The 23,294-nt window shown below is 73.2% G+C and carries 22 protein-coding genes; 5 read left to right on the forward strand and 17 right to left on the reverse strand.

Going from position 1 to position 23,294, the window contains the following annotated elements; genetic code table 11:
* Position 1 precedes the first annotated feature (1 nt).
* The 6 genes from JN535_RS09040 to JN535_RS09065 all read right to left on the reverse strand — a co-directional run bounded on the left by JN535_RS09040 (position 2) and on the right by JN535_RS09065 (position 8,153).
* Positions 2–1,297 carry an ABC transporter permease gene (locus JN535_RS09040; RefSeq protein WP_205205164.1) on the reverse strand — a complete coding sequence of 432 codons (1,296 nt, stop codon included), beginning with the start codon at positions 1,295–1,297 and terminating at the stop codon, positions 2–4.
* Entirely contained in the window at positions 1,294–2,610 is a 1,317-nt protein-coding gene (locus tag JN535_RS09045; protein WP_374100491.1) for an ABC transporter permease, read from the reverse strand. The genes JN535_RS09040 and JN535_RS09045 overlap by 4 nt, the downstream gene beginning before the upstream one ends.
* Positions 2,607–4,229: an ABC transporter ATP-binding protein gene (locus tag JN535_RS09050; protein WP_205205167.1), complete on the reverse strand. Its 1,623-nt coding sequence runs from the start codon at positions 4,227–4,229 to the stop codon at positions 2,607–2,609. The genes JN535_RS09045 and JN535_RS09050 overlap by 4 nt, the downstream gene beginning before the upstream one ends.
* Before the next feature lie 216 nt (positions 4,230–4,445).
* Positions 4,446–5,558 carry a BMP family lipoprotein gene (locus tag JN535_RS09055; RefSeq protein ID WP_205205169.1) on the reverse strand — a complete coding sequence of 371 codons (1,113 nt, stop codon included), beginning with the start codon at positions 5,556–5,558 and terminating at the stop codon, positions 4,446–4,448.
* Between the two features lie 226 nt (positions 5,559–5,784).
* The gene (locus tag JN535_RS09060) at positions 5,785–7,014 is read right to left on the reverse strand and encodes an amidohydrolase (protein ID WP_307868462.1); all 1,230 of its coding nucleotides are present in this window, start codon (positions 7,012–7,014) and stop codon (positions 5,785–5,787) included.
* Positions 7,011–8,153 (reverse strand): mannose-1-phosphate guanylyltransferase, encoded by a 1,143-nt coding sequence (locus JN535_RS09065; protein WP_205205170.1) that lies wholly within the window; start codon positions 8,151–8,153, stop codon positions 7,011–7,013. Before JN535_RS09065 ends, JN535_RS09060 begins: the two co-directional genes overlap by 4 nt.
* A 233-nt stretch (positions 8,154–8,386) precedes the next feature.
* Here JN535_RS09065 and sdhC point away from each other — a divergent pair, with 233 nt between their 5' ends.
* The 4 genes from sdhC to JN535_RS09085 all read left to right on the forward strand — a co-directional run bounded on the left by sdhC (position 8,387) and on the right by JN535_RS09085 (position 11,896).
* Complete coding sequence (gene sdhC / locus JN535_RS09070) at positions 8,387–8,770, forward strand: succinate dehydrogenase, cytochrome b556 subunit (protein WP_205205172.1); 384 nt, start codon at positions 8,387–8,389, stop codon at positions 8,768–8,770.
* Positions 8,770–9,228 (forward strand): succinate dehydrogenase hydrophobic membrane anchor subunit, encoded by a 459-nt coding sequence (locus JN535_RS09075; RefSeq protein ID WP_141388663.1) that lies wholly within the window; start codon positions 8,770–8,772, stop codon positions 9,226–9,228. Before sdhC ends, JN535_RS09075 begins: the two co-directional genes overlap by 1 nt.
* A 68-nt stretch (positions 9,229–9,296) precedes the next feature.
* Positions 9,297–11,129: a succinate dehydrogenase flavoprotein subunit gene (gene sdhA / locus JN535_RS09080; RefSeq protein ID WP_205205174.1), complete on the forward strand. Its 1,833-nt coding sequence runs from the start codon at positions 9,297–9,299 to the stop codon at positions 11,127–11,129.
* Positions 11,129–11,896: a succinate dehydrogenase iron-sulfur subunit gene (locus tag JN535_RS09085; protein ID WP_205205176.1), complete on the forward strand. Its 768-nt coding sequence runs from the start codon at positions 11,129–11,131 to the stop codon at positions 11,894–11,896. Before sdhA ends, JN535_RS09085 begins: the two co-directional genes overlap by 1 nt.
* 164 nt (positions 11,897–12,060) lie before the next feature.
* Here JN535_RS09085 and JN535_RS09090 read toward each other — a convergent pair whose 3' ends face one another.
* The 7 genes from JN535_RS09090 to sigE form a co-directional block, all read right to left on the reverse strand.
* Positions 12,061–13,194 (reverse strand): YihY/virulence factor BrkB family protein, encoded by a 1,134-nt coding sequence (locus JN535_RS09090; RefSeq protein ID WP_307868465.1) that lies wholly within the window; start codon positions 13,192–13,194, stop codon positions 12,061–12,063.
* Between the two features lie 10 nt (positions 13,195–13,204).
* Entirely contained in the window at positions 13,205–13,768 is a 564-nt protein-coding gene (locus JN535_RS09095) for a 2'-5' RNA ligase family protein (protein WP_205205181.1), read from the reverse strand.
* A complete protein-coding gene (gene trpS, locus JN535_RS09100; RefSeq protein WP_205205183.1) occupies positions 13,765–14,856 on the reverse strand; it encodes a tryptophan--tRNA ligase in 1,092 nt (363 codons plus the stop codon). Before trpS ends, JN535_RS09095 begins: the two co-directional genes overlap by 4 nt.
* 70 nt (positions 14,857–14,926) lie before the next feature.
* Entirely contained in the window at positions 14,927–15,274 is a 348-nt protein-coding gene (locus tag JN535_RS09105) for a twin-arginine translocase TatA/TatE family subunit (protein ID WP_205205185.1), read from the reverse strand.
* A 9-nt stretch (positions 15,275–15,283) separates the two neighbouring features.
* The gene (locus tag JN535_RS09110) at positions 15,284–16,726 is read right to left on the reverse strand and encodes a S1C family serine protease (protein WP_205205186.1); all 1,443 of its coding nucleotides are present in this window, start codon (positions 16,724–16,726) and stop codon (positions 15,284–15,286) included.
* Positions 16,723–17,685 carry a zf-HC2 domain-containing protein gene (locus JN535_RS09115; protein WP_205205187.1) on the reverse strand — a complete coding sequence of 321 codons (963 nt, stop codon included), beginning with the start codon at positions 17,683–17,685 and terminating at the stop codon, positions 16,723–16,725. Before JN535_RS09115 ends, JN535_RS09110 begins: the two co-directional genes overlap by 4 nt.
* Entirely contained in the window at positions 17,682–18,308 is a 627-nt protein-coding gene (gene sigE, locus JN535_RS09120; protein ID WP_205205191.1) for an RNA polymerase sigma factor SigE, read from the reverse strand. Before sigE ends, JN535_RS09115 begins: the two co-directional genes overlap by 4 nt.
* A 243-nt stretch (positions 18,309–18,551) precedes the next feature.
* Here sigE and JN535_RS09125 point away from each other — a divergent pair, with 243 nt between their 5' ends.
* Positions 18,552–19,157: an O-methyltransferase gene (locus tag JN535_RS09125; RefSeq protein ID WP_307868469.1), complete on the forward strand. Its 606-nt coding sequence runs from the start codon at positions 18,552–18,554 to the stop codon at positions 19,155–19,157.
* Positions 19,158–19,173: 16 nt separating this feature from the next.
* Here the strand turns inward: JN535_RS09125 and JN535_RS09130 are convergent, their stop codons facing one another.
* From JN535_RS09130 to folP, 4 genes are all read right to left on the reverse strand, one after another.
* Positions 19,174–20,796 carry a leucyl aminopeptidase family protein gene (locus tag JN535_RS09130; protein WP_205205193.1) on the reverse strand — a complete coding sequence of 541 codons (1,623 nt, stop codon included), beginning with the start codon at positions 20,794–20,796 and terminating at the stop codon, positions 19,174–19,176.
* Positions 20,797–20,964: a DUF3117 domain-containing protein gene (locus tag JN535_RS09135; RefSeq protein ID WP_064506638.1), complete on the reverse strand. Its 168-nt coding sequence runs from the start codon at positions 20,962–20,964 to the stop codon at positions 20,797–20,799.
* Positions 20,965–21,084: 120 nt separating this feature from the next.
* On the reverse strand, positions 21,085–22,302 hold the full coding sequence (locus JN535_RS09140; protein WP_205205195.1) for a hypothetical protein: 1,218 nt from the start codon (positions 22,300–22,302) through the stop codon (positions 21,085–21,087).
* A complete protein-coding gene (gene folP / locus JN535_RS09145; RefSeq protein WP_205205197.1) occupies positions 22,299–23,285 on the reverse strand; it encodes a dihydropteroate synthase in 987 nt (328 codons plus the stop codon). Before folP ends, JN535_RS09140 begins: the two co-directional genes overlap by 4 nt.
* Positions 23,286–23,294 lie beyond the last annotated feature (9 nt).

The raw sequence follows: 23,294 nt of genomic DNA on the forward strand, positions 1-23,294 counted from the left end.
CTCACTTCACGTAGGGGATGCCCTCGGCGGCCGGCGGGCGCACGCGCCCGACGAGACCCGCGACGGCGAAGATCGTCACGACGTACGGCGTCATGAGCATGATCTGGCTCGGGATCGGCGTGCCGACGATGCCGAGCACCGTCTGCAGGTTGTCGGAGAAGCCGAACAGGAGCGCCGCGACGAGCGCGCCCACCGGGTTCCACCGCCCGAGGATCATGGCCGCGAGGGCGATGAAGCCCTTGCCGCCGGTCATCTCCTTGCCGAACGCGAGACCCGCCGCGACCGTGAAGAACGCGCCGCCGAGGCCGGCGACCGCACCGCCGAGGATCGTGTTCCGCACGCGGGTGGCGTTGACCTTGATGCCCACGGTGTCGGCGGCCTTGGGGTGCTCGCCGACCGCGCGCAGGCGCAGTCCCCACCGGCTCCGGAACAGGAAGACCGGGAGCAGGATCACGACGACGTACATGAGGTACACGAGCAGTGTCTGGCGGAAGAGCACCGGGCCGACGACCGGGATCTGCGACAGCACCGGGATCTCGATGACCGGCAGCGGGTTGCGCGAGTTCCACGTCGCCGAGTCCTCGGTGAGGACCGTCGAGTACAGGTAGCTCGTCACGCCGACCACGAGCACGTTGAGCACGACACCGACGATGATCTGGTTCACCCAGTACTTCACCGAGAAGATCACGAGCAGCACGCCCACGAGGGCCCCCGCGATCGGCGCCGCGATGAGACCCGCGTACGCGGACGACGTGAGCGAGGCGACGACGGCGGCGAGGAACGCTCCGGCGAGGAGCTGGCCCTCGATCGCGATGTTGATGATGCCCACGCGCTCGCACAGCACGCCCGAGAGCGCGCCGAAGACGAGCGGGACGGCGAGGAACAGCGAGCCCTGGAGCAGGCCCGTGAGCGGGATCGCGGACTTGCCCGCGCCCGCCCAGCACAGGAACGCGAGGACGACGGCCACGCCGAAGACGATGGGCAGCCAGATGCCGACCTTGCGGCGGTCCCGTGCCGCCCAGAAGGACAGCCCCGCGAGCAGGAGCGCGAGGATCGACAGGAACAGCGCCGCCCCGGTCGAGCTGACCGTGATCGGCTCGATCTGGAAGAAGTCGTTCGCCGTCGACAGGCGGAACGTCGTCTGCTGCCCGCCGGCAGGGAGCAGGGCGAAGAAGACCAGCGACAGCAGGCCGATGACGGCGTAGGCGATCGGAGCCTTCCAGCTGATGGGTGGCAGCGGCTTGGCCGCGCGCTCCGGCGCGGCGGCCGGCGCCGGGGTGGTGGTCGCGGTGCTCATGCTCCGACCTCCTGCGTCGTCGTGGTGGTCGTGGCCGCCTTGGCGCGCCGTCTCGCGGCGTGCCGCTCGGCCCGCGTCGGGCCGCCCGGGGTGGGGAGCCGGAAGATCGCCCGCACGAGCGGCGGGGCGGCGATGAAGAGCACGATCAGGGACTGGACCACGAGCACGATGTCGATGGGCGTGCCGGTGCGGGCCTGCATGGCGAACCCGCCCGCGCGCAGCGCGCCGAACAGGAGCCCCGCGAGGACGGTGCCGAGCGGACGGGACCGGCCGAGCAGCGCCACGGTGATCGCGTCGAACCCGAAGCTCGCCGCGACGCCCGCCGTGAGCACCTTCTCCGTGCCGAGCACCTGGGCGCTGCCCGCGAGGCCGGCGAGCGCACCCGCGATCGCCATGACCCACACGGTCGTCCACGGGACCGACATGCCCGCCGTCCGGGCCGCGTGCGGGTTCTCGCCGACCGCGCGGAAGCGGAAGCCGAGCGTCGAGCGCTCCATGAGCCACCACACGCCCACGGCGACGAGCAGGGCGAGCACGAAGCCGAGGTGGAGCCGGAACCCCTCGCCGAGCAGCAGCGGGAACTGTGCCGTCGTCGGGATGCGCGGGCTGATGGGGTTCGAGCTGCCGGGCGCCTGGAACGGCTTGGTCGTGAGGAGGTACGCGACGAGGTAGATCGCGATGTTGTTGAGCATGATCGTGACGATCACCTCGTGCGCCCCGGTGCGTGCCTTGAGGACGCCGGCGATGCTCGCCCACAGCGCCCCGCCGAGCGCGGCACCGAGCACGGCGAGCAGCAGGTGCAGGCCCGGCGGCAGGGCGAACGTCCAGCCGATGAAGCCGGCGAAGATGCCGCCCAGGATGATCTGCCCCTGCGCACCGATGTTGAACAGGCCGGCCCGGAAGCCGATGCCGAGCCCGAGGCCCGCGAGGATGAGCGGGGTCGCGACCGTCATCGTCTCGGTGAGCGGTCGCAGCGCGCGGGCGAGGTCGGGCGCCTGGACGTTGACGACGCTGCCCTGGAAGAGGGCGCTGTACGCGCCGAACACGGCGTTCCAGACCGCCTCGAAGAAGTCCGAGGGCCGCGCGAAGAAGTAGGTCGCGGCCTCCTGGACCTCCGGGTCGGCCGCCGCGATGAGGACGCCGCCGAGGACCAGCGCGGCGACGATCGCGAGCAGCGAGACGAGCCAGCTGCTCTCGAGCATCTCGCGCAGGACGCTCTGGCCGGTCGGCGCCTCCGGCTTCTCGGTGTCGCTCGGCGGCGCGGGCGTCGGCGGGAGCGCCGACGCGTCGTCGGGCGTTGCCTGCTGGGTCACTGGATCTCCTCCTCGCGGGCGGCGTCCGCGGCCTGCGCGGCGTCCGACGGCGCGTCCTCGGCGACGGCGTCCGCCTCGCCGAGGGTCGTGTGGTGCTCGGCGGCCTGCACGACGGCCTCCTCGAGCGGGACCCCGGCCATCATGAGGCCGAGGACGTCGCGGTCGGTGTCGCCGGGCACGACCCCGACGACGCGGCCGCGGTACATCACCGCGATACGGTCCGCGAGCGCGAGCACCTCGTCGAGCTCGGTCGACACGATGATCACGGGAGTGCCGTTGTCGCGCTCCTGCACGATGCGCCGGTGCACGAACTCGATCGAGCCGACGTCGAGGCCGCGCGTCGGCTGCGACGCGATGAACAGGCGCAGCGGGCGCGACATCTCGCGCGCCAGGACCACTTTCTGCTGGTTGCCGCCCGACAGCGTCCCCGCAGGCGTCTCGACGGACTGCGTGCGGACGTCGAACTCGACGATGCGCTGCTCGGCGTTGTCGCGGATCGTGCCGCGCGCGAGCGCGCCGCCGCGCGAGTACGGCGCGGACGTCACCAGGTCGAGGACGAGGTTCTCCTCGACGGAGAACGTCCCGATGATCCCGTCGGTGCTCCGGTCCTCGGGCACGTAGCCGACACCGGCCTCGAGCACCTGGGAGACGCTGCGCCCCACGAGCTCCTTGCCGTCGAGCCGGATCGACCCCGCGACCGGCTTGCGCAGCCCGACGATCGTCTCCGTGAGCTCGGTCTGCCCGTTGCCCTGGACGCCCGCCACGACGAGGATCTCCCCCCGCGCGACGTCGAGGCTCACCCGGTCGACGACGGCTGTGCCCGCGTCGTCCATGACGGTGAGGGCGTCGACGCGGAACGTCGCGTCGCCGGCCTCCGCCGGGGCCTTGTCGACCCCGAGCGAGACGGACCGGCCGACCATGAGCGACGCGAGCTCCGTCTCGCTCGCGCTGGGGTCCGCCGTGCCGACGACCTTGCCGCGCCGGATGACCGTGATCCGGTCGGCGACCGCGCGGACCTCGCGGAGCTTGTGCGTGATGAAGACGATCGACGTGCCCGCAGCCTTGAGCTGACGCATGATCGCGATGAGCTCGTCCGTCTCCTGCGGCGTGAGGACGGCGGTGGGCTCGTCGAGGATGAGCACGCGCGCGTCGCGCGAGAGGGCCTTGATGATCTCGACGCGCTGCTGCACGCCGACCGGGATGTCCTCGACCATCGCGTCCGGGTCGACCTCGAACCCGAAGCGGTCGGAGATCTCCTGGACCAGCCGGCGCGCGCGCCGCGCGTCGATGAGGCCTGCGCCCTTCACGGGCTCGTGCCCGAGAGCGACGTTCTCGGCCACCGAGAACACCGGGACGAGCATGAAGTGCTGGTGCACCATGCCGATGCCGGCGGCCATCGCGTCGCCGGGCCCGGTGAACTGCACCGGGACGTCGTCGACGAGGATCTGCCCGTCGTCCGGGTCGTACAGCCCGTACAGCACGTTCATGAGCGTGCTCTTGCCCGCGCCGTTCTCCCCCAGCAGGGCGTGGATCTCGCCGGGCTCGATGACCAGGTCGATGTGGTCGTTGGCGACCAGGGACCCGAAGACCTTCGTGATCCCGCGCAGCTCCAGCTTCACCGGTCTGCCTCTCCTCGTGCTTCGCAGTGGTTCTTCGCGGTGCCCGACCTCGACCGCGTCGAGGTACTCATCGAACCGCACTCACCCGAGCGCGGCGCGTCGTGGGCCACGGCGCGGACCCTGACGACCGCGTCGTCGTCATGACGGTGGCCCGGGCGCTGTGCCCGGGCCACCGGTGCCGGCCGCCCGGAGGCGGTCGGCGGGTTCAGCGTCGCGTCACGGCGCGTTCGGCGACTCGACGACGAGGTCGCCCGCGATGATCTGCTCCTGGTACTGGGCGAGCTGGTCCTGCAGCTCGGCCGGCACCGCGTCCTCGAAGTCGTGGAACGGCGCGAGGCCGACGCCCTCGTTCTCGAGCGTGCCCACGTACGGCTCGCTCGTGAAGTTGCCGTCCGCCGACTCGCTCACGGTGTCGAACACGGCCGGGCCGATCTGCTTCATGACCGACGTGAGGATGAGGCTGCCGTAGTCGGTCGTGAGGAAGCCGTCCGAGTCGACCCAGATGATCTTCGCGCCCGCGCCCTCGGCGGCCGCAGCCGCACCCAGGCCGACGGGACCCGCGACCGGCATGATGATGTCCGCACCCTGGTCGATGAAGCCCTGGGTGACGTTCTGGCCGTTCGCCTGGTTGTCGAAGTCGCCGGTGAACGTGCCGGTCTGGGCCGCCTTGTCCCAGCCGAGGACCTTGACGTCGGTGCCGTTGTCTTCGTTGTACTTCGCGACGCCGTCGACGTAGCCGTCCATGAAGATGGCGACCGACGGGATCTGGATGCCGCCGAACGTGGCGACCGTGCCCGTCTCCGTCATGCCCGCCGCGAGGTAGCCGGCGAGGAACGCCGCTTCCGCGGTGTTGAAGAGGATCGGCTTGGCGTTGTCGAGCTCGACGGCCACCGGCGGGTCGTCGGCGGTGGCGCCCGGGTCGGAGAACGAGGAGTCGATGAGCGCGAAGTGCACGTCGGGGTTGGCCACGGCCGCGGCCTGGATCGGGTCCTCGAGGAGGAAGCCGACGCCGATGATGAGGTTGCAGCCCTGCTGCACCAGGCTGTCGATGTTCGGCGCGTAGTCGGTGTCGGCCTGCGACTCGACCTCGTGGATCGTGACGCCGAGCTCCTCCTCCGCCTGCTGGAGCCCTTCGAAACCGGACTGGTTGAAGGACTGGTCGTCGAACCCGCCGGCGTCGGACACCATGCACGCGGAGAAGTCGGAGTTGCCGCCCGCGGTGTTCTCGCCGCCGCCGGTCGTCTCGTCGTCCTCGGGTGCGGCGCCGCACGCGGCCAGCGCGAGCGCGGCGACGGCCGCGAGCGCGGTGACCTGAGTCGCTCTCTTCACCTGATAGCTCCTGTCGTTCTCGTAGCAGGGCCGCGCAGGGAAGGACCCCTGGGCCCTCCCGAGCGCCGTTGCACGGGAGGACCGGTCCGTCGGCCTCTATAGGACCGAACACTAATCAGCCTGGAGGGTCCTGCACGTTACTTGCCGGTAACGCGGGTGCTTCGTTATGCAAGCGTCACTTTGCGTCTGAGGCGTGACACACCCCTGTCCACGGGTCGGGACCGCTTCACCCGTCCTGACCCGCGGCGACACGGGCGAGCAGTCGCATCCCCGCGTCCACCGCGCGCTCGTCGACCTGGAGGTCGCCCTGGTGGATGTCATAGCTGCGCCCGCCCGGGGTCCGTGTGCCCAGCCGCGCCATCGCGCCGGGGACCTTCGTGAGGTACCAGGCGAAGTCCTCGCCGCCGAGCGACTGCTCGGTCAGGAGGATCGAGTCGGGACCGAGGACGTCGCGCGCCGCGGCCTCGAGCAGCCCCGTGCAGCGCTCGTCGTTCTCGACGGGCGGCACACCGCGCGTGTGGTGCACCGTCACCTCGACCTCGTAGGGCGCGACGACCTGCTCGACGGCGTCGTGCAGCACCTGCCCCGCGAACTCCCACGCCCGCACGTCCAGGCAGCGCAGCGTCCCGCGCACCGTCCCCGTGCTCGGGATCGCGTTGTGCGCGGACCCGGCGTGCACGGCGCCCCACGTGAGGTTCACGCCCGAGCGCGGGTCGAGCCGCCGGCCCAGCACGGCGGGGACCTGGGTGATGACCTGGCCCAGCGCGTAGACCACGTCGCCCGTGAGGTGCGGGCGCGAGGTGTGCCCCCCGGGCGACGCGATGGTCACGGAGACCTCGTCGGACGCCGACGTGATCGGACCAATGCGCGTCCCGATCCGGCCCACGTCGACCTTGGGGTCGCAGTGCACCGCGTAGATCTCGTCGACGCCGTCCATGGCGCCCGCGGCGAGGACGTCGAGCGACCCGCCGGGCTGGACCTCCTCCGCGGGCTGGAAGACGAGCCGCACGCCGCGGCGCAGCTCCCCCTGCGCGTGCAGGTCGGCGAGGACCAGCCCGGCTCCCAGCACCACCGCGGTGTGCACGTCGTGACCGCAGGCGTGCGCCACGCCGGGGACCGTCGAGGCCCACGGGAGGTCGCACCTGTCCTGGAGCGGCAGCGCGTCGATGTCGGCGCGCAGGGCCACGCGCCCGGGCGACGGCGCGTCGTCGGCCGTTCGGGTGGCGGCCACGTCGCCCGGCTCGGGGCCGACGTCGCACACGAGGCCCGTGCCGGGCAGGAGCCGCGGCTCGAGCCCCGCGGCCCGCAGCCGGTCGGCGAGCAGGGCCGTCGTCCGCGTCTCCGCGCGCGAGACCTCCGGGTGCGCGTGGATGTCGCGGCGGATCGCCACGACCTCGTCCACGTGGCGCGCGGCGGCCGCGGCGACGCGGGCGGCGAGGGTCACGTCGGCCGTCACAGGAGCTCGTCCATCCCGAGCTCGCGGACCGTGTCGACCATCGACTTCACCTGCTGCGCGCGGGCACGCGTGGTGACGAGCAGCGCGTCCGGGGTGTCCACGACCACGACGTCGTCGAGGCCCAGCACCGTGACGACCCGGTCGCTCGCCGGCACGACCACCGACCCCGCGCTCTCCCGGCGGACCACGCGACCCGTGTCGCCGAGGACCTTCGAGCCGGCACCGTCGACCGACGGCAGCAGCGCGGCGAGCGAGTTGAAGTCCCCCACGTCGTCCCAGCCGAACGTCCCCGGGACGACGGCGACGCCGCCCACCGCCGCGACGGGCTCGGCGACCGCGTGGTCGATCGCGATCCGCTCGAGCGCGGGCCAGCGTTCGGCGAGCACCCGGTCGCGGTCGGGGCCGTCCCACGCCGCGGCGATCGCGCGCAGGCCGTCGTGCAGCTCCGGGCGCTGGTCCGCGAGGTGCCCCAGGAGGACGGCCGACCGGACGATGAACATGCCGGCGTTCCACCGGTACTCCCCGGACGCGAGGTAGCGCTGCGCCGTCGCCGCGTCGGGCTTCTCGGTGAAGCCGCGCACGTGCTGCGCGCTCGGTGCGCCCGCGACACCGAGCGGGGCTCCGCTGTGCACGTACCCGAAGGCGGTCGAGGGCCGCGAGGCCGCGATCCCGATCGTCACGACGTATCCCGCCCGTGCCGCCTCCACGGCCTCGCGGACCGACGACTCGAACGCGTCCCGGCCCGTGATGACCTGGTCCGCGGCGAACGACCCCACCACGACGTCGCCGTGCCGCTGCTCGAGGACCGCCGCGGCGAGGCCGATCGCCGCCATCGAGTCACGCGGGGACGGCTCCGCCAGGACGTTCTCGGCCGGGAGCCCCGGCAGCTGGGTGCGCGCGGCGGCGACGTGCCGGTCCCCGGTGACGAGCACCACGCCCCGCTCCCCTGCGAGCGGGACCAGCCGGTCGACCGTCGACTGGAGCAGCGAGCGGCCCGACCCGGTGAGGTCGAGGAGGAACTTGGGCGAGCCCGCGCGCGAGAGCGGCCACAACCGCGTGCCCGCCCCTCCCGCCGGGACGACGGCGTGGAAGCCGGGGATCGGCGACGCGGGGGACGAGGGGTGAGGCGAAGCGGCCATGGGGGCAGCATAGTGAGGCGGACAGTTCCCTCGCGGGCTGTGGGATCAGTCACAAACCCCCCGCGCAAGGCCGTTCGGCCGCCCCCGGCGGTCCGCATCATGACGCCGATGTCACTATGGTGGAAACCCAGAGACCGATGCCGACGACGGTCCCGCGGTCCGGACTGAGGGAGTTCCGGGCCACGTCCGGAACGTGACATCTCCCCCTGATCTCGCCACAGGAGGCCCCCAAAGTGCCCAGTGCACCAGCCGGCACGCTCTACCGCGGCCGTGAAGGCATGTGGTCGTGGGTCGCGCATCGCGTGACCGGCGTGCTCATCTTCTTCTTCCTGCTCGTCCACGTGCTCGACACGGCGCTCGTCCGGGTGTCGCCCGAGGCCTACAACGCCGTCATCGGGACGTACCAGACGCCGATCATGGGCATCGGCGAGGCAGGACTGGTCGCGGCCATCGTGTTCCACGCCTTCAACGGCATCCGGATCATCCTCGTCGACTTCTGGGCCAAGGGCCCCCGGTACCAGCGCACGATGCTCTGGATCGTCGTCGGCCTCTTCGTCGTCACGATGGCGGGCTTCCTGCCGCGTCACCTCATGAACGTCTTCGGAGGGGGGCACTGATGGCCGCCGCACCCACGGTCGAGGTCGCGAGCCCGCGCGACCCCTACAAGCGCCGCAAGGCCACGCGCAGCAACTACGAGCTGTACAGCTGGATCTTCATGCGCGCGTCCGGCGTCGTGCTGATCGTCCTCATCTTCGGGCACCTCTTCGTCAACCTCATGGTCGGCGAGGGCGTGCACGCGATCGACTTCGGCTTCGTCGCCGGCAAGTGGGCCTCCCCGTTCTGGCAGATCTGGGACCTGCTCATGCTGTGGCTGGCCATGTTCCACGGCACCAACGGCGTCCGCACGATCATCAACGACTACGCCGAGCGTGACGGCACTCGCCTCGTCCTCAAGCTCGCGCTGTACCTCGCGTTCACGATCGTCACGGTGCTCGGCACGCTCGTGATCTTCACGTTCGACCCGTGCCCCGCGAACGCGCCGGCCGAGCTGCTCGCGTCGTTCTGCACGGCCTGAGCGACCTCCCGCTACCTGCCCCCGTCTTCTCGCTCCACCCGGCTCTCTCCCAGGAGGCATCGACCCCGATGCAAACCCATCAGTACGACGTCGTCATCGTCGGCGCAGGCGGCGCCGGGATGCGCGCGGCGCTGGAGTCGTCCGGCAAGGTCCGCACGGCCGTCATCTCCAAGCTGTACCCCACGCGCTCGCACACGGGCGCCGCGCAGGGCGGCATGTGCGCCGCTCTCGCGAACGTGGAGGAGGACAACTGGGAGTGGCACACGTTCGACACGGTCAAGGGCGGCGACTACCTCGTCGACCAGGACGCCGCCGAGATCATGGCCAAGGAGGCCATCGACGCGGTCCTCGACCTCGAGCGCATGGGCCTGCCGTTCAACCGCACGCCCGAGGGTCGCATCGACCAGCGCCGGTTCGGCGGGCACACCCGCAACCACGGCGAGGCCGCGGTGCGTCGCTCGTGCTACGCGGCGGACCGCACCGGTCACATGATCCTCCAGACGCTCTACCAGCAGTGCGTCAAGCAGGACGTCGAGTTCTTCAACGAGTTCTACGTGCTCGACCTCATCACGGACCACGACCTGTCGGCGGGCGAGATCCCCGACGGCGAGCCGGTCACCGCGACCGGCGTCGTCGCCTACGACCTGGCAACCGGCGAGATCCACGTCTTCCAGGCGAAGGCGATCATCTTCGCGACCGGCGGCGCGGGCAAGATCTTCAAGACGACGTCCAACGCCCACACCCTCACGGGCGACGGCATGGCCCTCGCGTACCGCCGCGGCCTGCCGCTCGAGGACATGGAGTTCTTCCAGTTCCACCCGACGGGCCTCGCCGGCCTGGGCATCCTCCTCTCCGAGGCGGCGCGCGGCGAGGGCGGCATCCTCCGCAACGCCGACGGCGAGCGGTTCATGGAGCGCTACGCCCCCACCATCAAGGACCTCGCGCCGCGCGACATCGTCGCCCGGTCCATGGCGAACGAGGTCCGCGAGGGCCGCGGCGCCGGGCCGAACAAGGACTACGTCCTGCTCGACCTCACGCACCTCGAGCCCGCGCACATCGACGCGAAGCTCCCGGACATCACCGAGTTCGCCCGGACGTACCTGGGCATCGAGCCGTACACCGAGCCCGTGCCCGTCTACCCCACCGCGCACTACGCGATGGGCGGCATCCCGACGAACGTCGACGCCGAGGTGCTGCGCGACAGCCACAACGTCGTCAAGGGCCTCTACGCCGCGGGCGAGGTCGCGTGCGTGAGCGTCCACGGCTCCAACCGTCTCGGCACCAACTCGCTGCTCGACATCAACGTCTTCGGCAAGCGCGCCGGCCGCACGGCCGCCGCGTACGCCGCGACGGCGTCGTACACCGAGCTCCCGGAGAACCCCGCCGCGGCGGTCATCGCGCAGCTCGAGGAGATGCGGAACCGACCCGACGGCGAGCGCGTCGCCGACGTCCGCAAGGCCCTCCAGGAGACCATGGACGCCAACGCCCAGGTGTTCCGCACCGGCGAGTCGCTCAACCAGGCCCTCGCGGACATCCGCGACCTGCAGAAGCGGTACAAGAACGTCTCGGTCCAGGACAAGGGCCGGCTGTTCAACACCGACCTGCTCGAGGCCATCGAGCTCGGCTTCCTCCTCGACATCGCCGAGGTCACGGTCGTCGCGGCGATCAACCGCAAGGAGTCGCGCGGCGGCCACTACCGCGAGGACTACCCCGACCGCGACGACGCCAACTACATGCTGCACACGATGGCGTACCGCCGTCCCACCTCGGCCAGCGACGTCGCCGACGGGCACGTCGCCGGCTACTTCGACCACGTCGAGGAGTTCGACGGCTACAAGGTCGCCCTGGGCTCCAAGCCCGTCACCCAGACCCGGTACGAGCCCATGGAGCGGAAGTACTGATGACTGCCACACTCGAGAGCCCGGCCCCCGAGGCCAAGGCCGGTGAGATCCCCTCGTTCGAGGTCACGCTCCGCATCCGCCGCTACTCCCCCGAGTCGGAGCACGGCGAGGACGCGTACTGGGACGAGTTCACCGTCCTGGCCCACGGCACGGACCGCGTGCTCGACGCCCTGCACAAGATCAAGTGGGAGCACGACGGCTCGCTCACGTTCCGTCGCTCGTGCGCGCACGGCGTGTGCGGCTCGGACGCGATGCGCATCAACGGCCGCAACCGGCTCGCGTGCAAGACGCTGCTCAAGGACGTGAACCCCGACAAGCCCATCACGGTCGAGCCCATCAAGGGCCTGCCCGTGGTCAAGGACCTGGTCGTCGACATGGAGCCGTTCTTCGCGTCGTACCGCGAGATCATGCCGTTCCTCATCACGTCCGGGAACGAGCCGAGCAAGGAGCGCCTCCAGTCCGCCGCGCAGCGCGAGCGCTTCGACGACACCACCAAGTGCATCCTGTGCGCCGCCTGCACGTCGTCGTGCCCCGTGTTCTGGACCGACGGCCAGTACTTCGGCCCCGCCGCCATCGTCAACGCGCACCGGTTCATCTTCGACAGCCGCGACGAGGGTGCCACGCAGCGCCTGGAGATCCTCAACGACAAGGAGGGCGTGTGGCGCTGCCGCACGACCTTCAACTGCACGGAGGCCTGCCCCCGCGGCATCGAGGTCACCAAGGCGATCCAGGAGGTCAAGCGCGCGATGATCACGCGCGCCTTCTGATCCCTGCACGTCCCGCACGGAGGGCGCCGACCACCACGGTCGGCGCCCTCCGTCGTCTCGTGGCGCGCTCGGCCTCGGCCGGGTCCACGACCCGCGTGGTCGGGCCGGCCACGCAGGCCGGAGAGCCGACCCGTCGCGGAGGAGAACGCGTCGGCGCCGTTCGGCTAGGTGCCGCGCGGGAGGCGGGCACGACGGACGCCGCGGACGATCGGGCTCCAGGGTCTGCCGGAGCCTTGGCCCGCACGGAGGTGCTCCTCCGTCGAGACGGCGACGGGCGCCGGGTCCTCGGCCACCGCGTGACGGGCGACGCGCACGTGGGTCGGGCGGGTCGCGTCCACGACGGGGAGCTCGGGCCGGACGTCGCGAGCGTGCCGGGCGTCGGGGTCCGGGTCCGGCGGGCGGGGCGGGTCGGCCATCCATGCGCAGACCGCGAGCAGGATGCGGGCGGTGAAGTTGACGAGGATCAGGAGGGTCACGAGGACCGCGAAGGAGGCGAGCAGCGCGTTCCGGCTGGCGCTGCCCGCCACGAACGACGACCCGAGGTAGCGCAGGCCCCCGAAGGCGACCGCGGCGGTGAGCGCGCCGACGACGAGGTCGCGACGGGGGACCCGCACGCCCGCCAGCAGCGTGACCACCACGACCACGACCACCGCGTCGAGCAGGACGCTCACCACCAGTCCGGCGCCGGTCACGAGGACCGCAGGCCCGCCGGAGAGCCCGAGCGACGCCAGGAGCCGGTAGCCGATCGACGACACGGCGATGCTGGCGACGGCGGAGACGAGCATGCTCAGCGCGAGCAGGAGGAAGCCGAGGAGGGCGCGCGCCCGGGCGAGCAGCACGCTCTGGCCGACGTCGCTGACGCCGAACATGGTCCTCACGGCGCCACGCAGGTGGTACATGAACGAGACGACCGAGAACAGCAGCACGACCCCGGCGACGACGCTCGTGACGCTGAGTCCGTGCGACAGGAGGAGATCGCCGGGGTCGATGATGCCCTTCTCCCCGTCGACGGCGATGAGGCCGGGGACGAGCTCGTTGATCTCGCCGAACACGGCGTCCATGAGCTCCGCGCTGCCGCCGAGCACCTGCATGAAGACCGTGTAGCCGATGGTGAGGGCGGCGAAGAGGGAGAACAGGGCGGAGTACGCGATGCCGCCGCACAGCAGGGCGCCGCGCGCGTCGAGGTAGCGATAGGTCGCGCGCCCGGCCCGGCTGTCCTTCCACCGCTCGACGAGCGCCTCGACGCGCTCCCTCGTGCGCCTGACGGCGCTGGGTGCGGCGGAGGGGGGCGACGTCACGCCCCGAACCTTACGAGGCGGTCGCGGTCCCGGCATCCGCGGTCAGCGGGAAGACCTGCTCCGGCCGCCACACGCCGTCGTCGCCGTGCTCGTACAGGGAGAAGCCCGCCACCTCGAACCGCGCCTCGTAGGTCGCCATCTCGTCGAACGCGGCGTCGAGCGCGGCGTCGGGCACCTCGTGGGCGACCGTCACGTGCGGGTGGTAGTTGAACCGGAGGTCCTGGGCGAGCGGACCGGTACGGACGGCGCTCTCGAGGTGCTCGCACTCGGCGATGCCCTCGACCACCTGGATGAACACCACGGGCGAGATCGGCCGGAACGTGGCGGAGCCGCGCAGGTGGACCTGGAACGGTGCGGCGGTGGTCGCGACCGCGGTGAGGTGCGCCCGTGCCGCGTCGAGCTCGGCCGGGTCGAGCACCGTGGGCCCGAGGAGCGTGATGTGGGGCGGGATCGACCGCGCGAGCGGATCACCGAACCGTGCGCGCGCGTCCTGGAGCTGCGTCGCGAAGGGTTCGGGCACCTCGATCGCGATGCCGATCCGCACCTGGTCCGGCCCTCGCTCCGGGAGGTTCACGCGGTCGGCCCTCCGGCGGGCAGAAGGCCGACGCGGTCGTAGATGCGTGCGAGCGTCCCGGCGGCGATGTCGCGCGCCTTCTGGGCGCCCCGCGCGAGCACCGCGTCGAGCTCCGCGGGGTCGGCGAGGTAGGTGTTGGCGCGCTCCTGGAACGGGACGAGGAAGTCGACCACGACGTCCGCGAGGTCGACCTTGAGCCGTCCGTACCCCTGGCCGTCGTACTCGGCGGCGATCGCCTCGACGTCGCGGCCCGTGAGCGCGGAGTAGATGGTGAGGAGGTTGGACACGCCCGGCTTGGCGATCGGGTCGTACCGGATCTCGGTGTCCGAGTCCGTCGCTGCGGACCGGATCCGCTTCGCGGCGACCTTCGGGTCCTCCAGGAGCCAGATGACGCCCTTGCCGTTCGACGACGACTTGCTCATCTTCGCCGTCGGTTCCTGCAGGTCGTAGATCTTCGCCACCGAGCGGACGATGTGCGCCTCGGGCACGACCGCGGTCCCGTCGCCGAAGCGGGCGTTGAGGCGCTCCGCGAGGTCACGGGTGAGCTCGAGGTGCTGGCGCTGGTCCTCCCCGACCGGCACGAGGGCCGCGTCGTAGAGCAGGATGTCCGCCGCCATGAGGACGGGGTAGGTGAAGAGCCCCACGGTCGTGCCGTCGGCACCCTGCTTCGCGGACTTGTCCTTGAACTGGGTCATGCGGCCGGCCTCGCCGAAGCCCGTCTGGCAGGACAGCACCCAGGAGAGCTCCGCGTGCTGCGGCACGTGCGACTGCACGAACAGGGCCGACCGCTCCGGGTCGACGCCGCCGGCGAGGTACTGCGCCGCCGTGCGGCGTGTCCGCTCGCGCAGGCGCTCCGGGTCGGGGTTGACAGTCAGGGCGTGGAGGTCGACGACGCAGTAGAGCGCGTCGTAGGAGTCCTGGAGCGCGACCCACTGGCGCAGCGCGCCGATGTAGTTCCCGAGCTGGAGCGAGTCCTCCGTGGGCTGCATGCCGGACAGGATGCGGGGCTTGGTGCTCGTCGGGTTCCCGGTCGCCTGCGTGGTCTCCCGGACCGGTGCCGGACCGGTGTGCGTCGCCTCGATGGACATTGCCCCATTCTGACAGGTGGTGCCGTGCGGGAACGAATCGCCTCCCGTCGCGCGGGTGGCCGGCGACGGCTCAGGTCGCCTCGTCGTCGAACGGCGCGGAGCCGCCCTGCGGCGCGGGCGAGGCCGCCCGCGGCGGGGGCGGCGCGACCCTCTCACGCACGGGCTCGTCGTCGAGCAGCGCCTCGCGCACGATCCGGCGCGGGTCGTACTGGCGGGGGTCGAGCTTCGACCAGTCGACGTCCGAGATCTCGTCCCCGATCTCGGCGTCCACGCGCGCCTTGGCGTCCCGCAGGTACCCCCGGGCGGAGCGGACGAACGACCCGAGCTGCTCGGCGTAGCGCGGCAGGCGCTCAGGACCGATGACGACGACCGCCACGACGAGGAGCACGATGAACTCGGCCCCGTTGATCCCGAACACGCCGACAGACTACTCGCTCGTGGCCTCGTCGAGGACGACGCGGACGTCGCGCTCCTGGTCCCCCGTGCGGACCCGCAGGGTCACGGCGTCCCCCGGAGCCTTCGCCCGGATGGCGACGATGAGCTCGTCGGACTCCGTGACGGGCCGACCGTCGATGGAGAGGATCACGTCCCCGGGCCGGATCCCCGCGGCGTCGGCCGGGCCGTCGGGCGTCACCGCCGGGTTGCCGGCCTGGGCATTCGTCGAGACCTGGACGCCCTCGCCCTGGTACCCCTGGTCGAGCAGCACACCGATCACCGGGTACGTCGCGACGCCGTCGGCGATGAGCTGCTCCGCGGTCCGGCGCGCCTGGTTGGACGGGATGGCGAAGCCGAGCCCGATGCTCCCGGTCGCCGACTGGCTGCCCGGCGGCTGCGCGATGGCGGAGTTGATGCCCACGACCTCGCCACGCCCGTTGACGAGCGGGCCCCCGGAGTTGCCGGGGTTGATCGCCGCGTCGGTCTGGATCGCGTTGATGAACGCCGTCTCGGCCGCGGCGCCGGCCTGGACGGGCCGGTTGAGCGCGCTGACGATCCCGGTCGTGACGGTGCCGTTGAGGCCCAGCGGCGCGCCGACGGCGACCACGGGGTCGCCGACGACGACCTGGTCGGAGTCGCCGAGCGCGAGCGGCGTGAGACCGGAGTCCTCGACCTTCACGACCGCCAGGTCGTAGTCGACCGTCCGGCCGACCAGCTCGGCCGGGCTCTCGTGCCCGTCCGAGAACAGCACGACGACGTCGCCTCCCTCGGCAGCCCCCGCGACCACATGGTTGTTGGTGAGGATGTAGCCGTCCTCGCGCAGGACGAAGCCGGAGCCCGTCGCCACGCCGTCGGCGCCACGGACCTGGAGCGAGACGACGCTCGGGAGCACCGTGGCCGCGATGTCGGCCACCGAGCCCGCCGGGCGGTCCGCCCCGGGCTCGACGCTCGCGGGCGGCAGGGCGGACGAGGACGGTCCGGGCGAGTCGTCGCCGAGGAGCCTGTCCGCGGCGACACCGCCGACCGCGCCGGCGACCAGCGCGAGCGCGGCGACGCCCGCGACGAGGGCGGGACGGAGCCCGCGCCGCGGCGTCGGACCGCCCACGCCCCGCGGGACCCCGACGAGGGTCGGGTCGACGGAACCGCCCGGTCGCGTCGGGGCGGTCGGCGCCTCCGGCTCCCCGAACGACCGCAGGGTCGCCCACGGGTCGGCCGGTGCGGTCCTCGCGCCCGGGCCCGGGCCGGGCACCGGCGGCGGGGTGCCTGCGCCCGGCGACGGAGCGGGCGCGCCCGGCGGTGGCGGGACCGGACCCGGTCCGGCCGGCGCCGACGGCGCGACCGGAGGCACGCTGCGGTAGGCGGACGGCGGCGCGAACGGGTTGGGCGCGGCGTCGTGCCCTCCGGGACGGTCCGGGCCGGTCTGGGGGTCGGTCATGAGGTGCCGAGCGCTCCTGTCATGGTCGTCCAGCCCCGGGAGATGCGCGCCGGGACCCCGGCATCGTAGTCACGGGCCGGGAAGGCCGCCACGAGGGCGGCGACCGTCTCCCGCTCCGTGTCGGCGACGACGTCGATCACCGTGTCGCCCGACTGCCAGACCACGTGCCACGGCTCCTCCGACAGCACGTGCACGCGACGGCCCTCGACGTCCCACGTGTCCCCGCCCGCGAGCGCGGCGGTGTCCAGGAGCCCGTGCTGCTCCCGTACCACAGCCTCGCCACCCGGCGCCTCGAGGTCGATCTCGACGGCGCCACGCGGGGCGGTTCGCACGTCGACCACGCTGAAACCCTCCGGAAGAGAGGTCGGGCACGTCCAGCCCTCCGCGTCGAGCGCCGCGAGCGCGGTCGCGCCGTCGCCGTCCGGGGCGTCCTCGTGACCGGCGCCCTGCTCCGCCGTCGGCACCCCGCCCACCACGAGCGCCCCCGTGGCGCGGGGTGCGGCCTGCGCCAGCACGTTGAGGGGGTCGCTGCGGTGCAGGTCCGGCGTCACGAGCGGGCTCTCGCCCAGGGCGAAGAGGCCGACGGCCGCGACCCCGACACCGCCGACCACGAACCCGACGACGCGTCGACGCACGGCCCCCCGGCGCACGTCGCCGCTCCACGCACCGCGCGGGAGGGGCACCGGCTGCGCCCAGGGATCGCTCCCGGCAGGCGCGGAGCGGAGCGGGTCGCCGTCCGTCGAGGGGATCTGCGCCGACAGCGCGAGCAGACGGGCCGCGAGATCGGGAGCGGGCTCGACCGGCCCGGCGGAGCTCAGCGCCCGGCGTGCGGCGCGCGCCGCGGACAGCTCGGCGGCGCACCGCGGGCAGCACGCCACGTGCTCGAGGGCGCGCTCCGCCTCGGCGGGGGTGAGCTGCCCGTCGACGAGCGCGGAGAGGCGGGAGCCGAGGTGCGTCACGCCGCCCCCCGGGCGGCCACGGGCGTCGGGGCGTCGTCCGACGTCGGGCGGTCCGCGGGGTCGCGGTGCGGCAGCGCGGCACGGAGCTGGGAACGCGCGCGGTGGATGCGGGAGCGGACCGTGCCGAGCTTGATCCCCAGCGTCACGGCGATCTCCTCGTACGACAAGCCCTCGATGTCGCACAGCACGACGGCGGCACGGTACTCGGGCGAGAGCGCGTCGAGCGCGCGCTGGACGTCGTGGTCGAGGTTCGCGTGCTCGAAGCCGCGCTCCGGCTGGGCCTCGGCCCGTGCGGGGTACTGCCCGTCGTCGTCGCCCATGGCCTCCATGCGGATGCGCTGCTTGCGGCGGACCTGGTCGAGGAAGAGGTTCGTCGTGATCCGGTGCAGCCACCCCTCGAACGTGCCCGGCGTGTAGCTCGACAGCGAGCGGAACACCCGGACGAACGTCTCCTGCGTGAGGTCCTCGGCGTCCTGCCGGTTGCCCGTGAGGCGGTACGCGAGCCGGTAGACGCGCGCCGAGTGCTCGCGCACGATCTCGTCCCACGACGGCGGCACCCACGCGCCACCGTCCTGCGTCACGTGCGTGCTGGTCCCCGGTCGTGCGTCGCTCACGTCGTCCATCGTCCCAGAAGAACGCGCGGCCCCCGGCGCGTGTTCCCCCTCCCGTGCGGGACGTCCGCGCGACGTCCACGGGCCGTGCACACCCGCCCGGCGCGGGAGCGGGCCGGCGTGGGAGGGGACGGGTACGATCCGAGGCAGCGTCCGCCCCGGCCCGGTCCCGGGCCCACGCGGACGACGGACCACCAGGAGGCACCGATCACCAGCGACGTCGGCACCCACCGCAGCGCCAAGGCCGCGAGCTGGGTGTACAGCGAGGAGTTCGTCCCGGAGGACGAGGTCCTCCTGCGTGCGCGCGACCGCGCCGCGGAGCTCGGGTGCCCGGCGGTGCTCCCCGGCGTGGGGGCGGTGCTCCAGGTCCTCGCGGCCTCGCTCGCCGCCCGCGCGGTCGTCGAGATCGGCACCGGCACCGGCGTGGCGTCGCTCTGGCTCCTGCGAGGGATGCCCGCCGACGGCGTGCTGACGACGATCGACGTCGAGGTCGAGCACCAGCGAGCGGCCAAGGAGGCCTTCGCGGAGGAGGGCGTGCCCTCGGCACGGACCCGCACCATCCCGGGTCGCGCGAGCGAGGTCCTCCCCCGGCTCACCGACGGCGCCTACGACCTCGTCCTCGTGGGGGCGGACAAGCACAGCTACCCCGAGTACGTCGAGCAGGGTCTGCGCCTGCTGCGCCCGGGCGGCGTGCTCGCGGTCGACGGCGCGCTGTCGCACGACCGGGTCGCCGACCCCGCGCGGCGCGACGAGGTGACGACGATCGTCCGCGAGGTCGGTCGCTCGCTCCGCTCCGACGACCGCGTCCTGCCGGCGCTGCTCCCGAGCGGCGACGGCCTGCTGCTCGCCGTCCGGCGCTGACAGGACGCCGCCCGCGTCAGAGCCGGTCGAGCGCCTCGAGCAGGAGCCGCGCGCCGAATCCCGTCGCCCCGGCGACCACCTCGTGCCGGTCCGCCGTCGCGCGCGCCGGGCCGGCGACGTCCAGGTGCGCCCACGGCACGTCACCGACGAACTCGCGCAGGAACAGCGCGGCCGTGATCGACCCGCCCCCCGGGCTCTCGACCGGGACGTGGCGCAGGTCGGCGACGTCGGACCGCAGCGCGTCCGTGTAGTCCTCGACGAGGGGCATGCGCCACACCCGTTCGCCGGTGGTCAGCGCGGCGCTCTCCAGCGCGTCGGCGACGGCGTCGTCCGTCGCGAACAGCGCACCGTGCCCTCGACCCAGCCCGAGGCTCGCCGCCCCGGTGAGCGTCGCGACGTCGACGAGCACGTCGGGTGCGAGCTCGGCCACCGCGTACGCGATCCCGTCGGCGAGGACGAGGCGGCCCTCCGCGTCGGTGTTCGCCACCTCGACCGTGCGGCCCGACCAGGTACGCAGCACGTCGCCGGGGCGGTAGGAGGCGGCGCCGACGTGGTTCTCGGCCAGCGGGAGCACCGCGGTGACCCGGCGGTCCGAGCGGGCGCGGGCGGCGCCGAGCACCACCGCGAGCGCGACGGCGGCGCCCGCCATGTCGGTCTTCATCGGCACCATCGCCTCGCGGGGCTTGATGGACAGTCCGCCGGTGTCGTACGTGATGCCCTTGCCGACGACGACGACGTGCCGGACGTCGACGCCCCGCGGGAGGACGCCGTGGTCCGTGGGGTCGTAGGTGACCGTCACGAGGCGCGGCGGCCGGGCCGAGCCCGCACCCACGGCCAGGAGCGCGCCGAAGCCCTCGGCACCGAGCTGGGCGGGGCCGCGGACCGTCGTGTCGAGCCCGAGCGCGTCGGCCAGCTCGACCGCGCGGTCGGCGAACCACGCCGGGTCCTTCACGTCGGACGGGATGTTGGCGAGGTCGCGGACCAGCCAGGTCGCCGCCGCGGCGCGGTGCGCGGCCTCGATCGGCGCCGTGTCGTCGGGCCGGTCCTCGGGCGCGAGCAGGACGAGCTGCTCCGCGGCAGCCTCGGCCGCGGACGGTGAGGACCCGCTCTGCCGGGGTTGGTCGTACGCGGCGAGCAGGTAGCCCTCGACGAACGCGCGGACCGCGTCGGGTCCCGCGTCGGCGGTGGCGGCGCTGACGACCCGCTCCAGGCCGCGCGACGCACGGGCGAGGGCCGCACCGGCGCGCCGGAGATCGGACGCCGTCCCGGCGCCGACCCCGAGCAGGAGGATCCTCGGGGGCAGGCCCGTCCACGGGAGCCGCACCCCGGAGCCGGCGTGCGCGCGCGGCAGGTCGACGCGCACCACCTCGCCGGACGCGCCGCGGAAGCTCCGCCCGCCCGCACGCTCGGCGAGCTCCGCGAGGTCGACGCCGTACCGCACCGTCGCGTCGACGGTGCCGGCACGCGGCTGCAACCCGTCCTCGGCCTCGCGCGGAGGCGCGACGGCCACGACGACCGCGTCGACCTGCGCGCCGTCGAGGAGTACCGCGTCGCTCAGAGCGCCCCGGGCGCCGACCACCTCGGGCAGCGTGCGCGGCAGCCCGGGGAGACCGGAGACCCGGCGCTCACGTGCGGGCAATCAGCCCACCACGGCCTGGAGCGCCTCACCCAGCTCGCTGGCCTCGGTCGCGTTGAGCTCGACCACCAGACGTCCGCCACCCTCGAGCGGGACCCGCATGACGATGCCTCGCCCCTCCTTGGTGACCTCCAGCGGCCCGTCACCCGTCCGCGGCTTCATCGCAGCCATCGATGGCACTCCATTTCCGTTGTCCCGAGTCCACCCCGCGCGCGCGAGGAGGGGCGTCCGACCTCGGACGACGCCCGAGGACAGTCTAGTTCACGCGTGCCGACATCCCGGGCGTCCCGGTCACGGCGGCCAGCCGGACGGCGGGACGAGCCGCCACAGCGACCACACCCACCACACCTGACCGGCGACGCCGGCGACCGTCACGGCGGCCAGCCACAGGCGGGACCGCGTCCACCCGACGGTCACCGCCGCGAGCGGGAAGGCGAGCAGCAGGAACCGCACGAGCGACGTCCCCGGCTGGATCGCCGCGACCAGGTAGGCGAGGTACGCGCCGGACCACGCGTGCATCTCCGGGCCGAGCCGCGTCGCGACGGGGTTCAGCACGAGCGCGGCCGTCGCGAGCAGCACGAGCGCGAGGACCCACGGACCGGCATCACCCATCAGCCAGCGAGACACGTCGACCCACGGGACGAACGGCACGACCTCCGCGCCCCCGCGCCACGCCCCCTGCGTGCGGAAGTACCCCTGGTGCACCCCCGTGACGACGCTGCACGCCCACGGCCACACGAAGCCGCTGACCAGGGACACGGCGAGGAGGCCGCCCAGCCGCGCGGCGTCGGCCGCGCGCAGCTCGCCGCGCCGCCGACGCACGATCCCGTGCCAGAGCACGACCGCGGCCATCGGCAGCGCGACGGCGCGGGAGAAGCCGAGGAGGACGACCACGAGCGCCGCCCACCCGTAACGGCGCCGCGACAGCAGCAGGAGCGCGGACGCCACGAGGAGGAGCGCGAGGGACTCCGTGTACGCGACCTGGAGGACGGGGCTGGACGGGAAGACGCTCACGAGCAGGACGGTCGCCAGCGGCAGGCCCGGCCTGCGCTCGACGGCCGCTGCGCCGGCCGTGGCGACCAGCCGGTGGATCACGAGGACGGCGCCGGCGCCGCACGCGAGCGCGACCGTGGGCGCGAGCACGTCCCACCCCAGTCCGGTGACGGCGTCGAGCGCGCGGACGAGCGCCGGGAAGAGCGGGAAGAACGCCCAGACGTTCTGCTCGACGGCGCCGTCGGGACCCACGGGGAGCGTGTCGGGGTAGCCGGACGCGTAGATCTGCTCGTACCAGCTCGCGTCCCACATGCGCGCGACGTACGGCAGGTACGACGGGGCGGCGTCCGTCCAGGGGTTCGCCTCCTGGGACCTCGCGACGACGAGGAGGATCACGGCGCTCACCGCGCGCGCGAGGCCGTACACCGCGAGGACCTGCGCCCACCAGGGCCAGGAGGCGGGACGCAGCAGCCGTGGACGCTCCCCCGGGCCGGCCGAGACGCGCCGCGTGGTCACGCGAGACCCCGCAGGGCACCCGCCGGAGGAACCTCGTCGCGCACCGCGGCGACGAGGTCCAGGACGCGCCGGGTCGCTGCGACGTCGTGCGCGCGGAAGACACGTGCGCCGAGCCACGCGGCGACGGCCGTCGCCGCGAGGGTGCCCTCCAGCCGCTCGTCGGCCGGCAGGTCGAGCGTCTCGCCCACGAAGTCCTTGCGCGACAGCGCCATGAGGAGCGGGAACCCGAGCCCCGCCAGGACCTCGGTCCGACGCAGGAGGTGCAGGGAGTGCCAGGTGTTCTTGCCGAAGTCGTGCGTGGGGTCGACGAGGACCGACGCCCGGGGGACCCCGCACGCGACCGCCCGCTCCGCCGCCGCGCGGAGGGTCGCCACGACGTCCTGGACGACACCGTCGCGCGGGTCCGTGGCGCCGGGCCGCGCGGGATAGGTGACGCGGAACGGGTCGGTGCGGGGCGTCGCGCCCCCCGTGTGCGAGCACACGACCCCGACGCCGTGCTCGCCCGCGACCTCGACGAGTCGGGGGTCGTGGCCCGCCCACGTGTCGTTGATGAGGTCGGCGCCAGCGAGCGCAGCCTCGTGCGCCACCTCGGCCCGCCACGTGTCGACGCTCAGGAGCAGGTCGGGGAACTCGGCACGCACCCGTGCGACGAACGGCACGACCCGACGGACCTCCTCGTCGGGCGTCACCACGGGACCGACGCCCGCCCGCACTCCCCCCACGTCGAGGATCTCGGCGCCCTGGACGACCGCCCGCTCGACCGCGGCGAGCGCCTCCCGGTCGTCGAGCTGACGTGCGCCCGCGTAGAACGAGTCGTCGGTGCGGTTGACGATCGCCATCACCGCCGGCCGTTCGAGGACCCGCCCGCGCAGCACGAGCGACGTGCCACGAGGTGGGACCCCGAGGGGAGGCAGCGGTTCCGCTGCGTCGTCGGGGTGCTCGCCCGGCGGCTCCGCGGGCGCGTCGGGGCCGGGTGAGGTCATCGCGCCGGG

This window comes from Cellulosimicrobium cellulans (assembly GCF_016921195.1).
GTDB lineage: Bacteria > Actinomycetota > Actinomycetes > Actinomycetales > Cellulomonadaceae > Cellulosimicrobium > Cellulosimicrobium cellulans_F.

Bases quoted from the DNA above. Each gene is read 5' to 3' on its own strand.
- JN535_RS09040 (WP_205205164.1), bottom strand. From the start codon at position 1,297: ATGAGCACCGCGACCACCACCCCGGCGCCGGCCGCCGCGCCGGAGCGC.
- JN535_RS09065 (WP_205205170.1), bottom strand. From the start codon at position 8,153: ATGGCCGCTTCGCCTCACCCCTCGTCCCCCGCGTCGCCGATCCCCGGC.
- JN535_RS09075 (WP_141388663.1), top strand. From the start codon at position 8,770: ATGGCCGCCGCACCCACGGTCGAGGTCGCGAGCCCGCGCGACCCCTAC.
- sdhA (WP_205205174.1), top strand. From the start codon at position 9,297: ATGCAAACCCATCAGTACGACGTCGTCATCGTCGGCGCAGGCGGCGCC.
- JN535_RS09085 (WP_205205176.1), top strand. From the start codon at position 11,129: ATGACTGCCACACTCGAGAGCCCGGCCCCCGAGGCCAAGGCCGGTGAG.
- trpS (WP_205205183.1), bottom strand. From the start codon at position 14,856: ATGTCCATCGAGGCGACGCACACCGGTCCGGCACCGGTCCGGGAGACC.
- JN535_RS09110 (WP_205205186.1), bottom strand. From the start codon at position 16,726: ATGACCGACCCCCAGACCGGCCCGGACCGTCCCGGAGGGCACGACGCC.
- sigE (WP_205205191.1), bottom strand. From the start codon at position 18,308: ATGGACGACGTGAGCGACGCACGACCGGGGACCAGCACGCACGTGACG.
- JN535_RS09135 (WP_064506638.1), bottom strand. From the start codon at position 20,964: ATGGCTGCGATGAAGCCGCGGACGGGTGACGGGCCGCTGGAGGTCACC.
- folP (WP_205205197.1), bottom strand. From the start codon at position 23,285: ATGACCTCACCCGGCCCCGACGCGCCCGCGGAGCCGCCGGGCGAGCAC.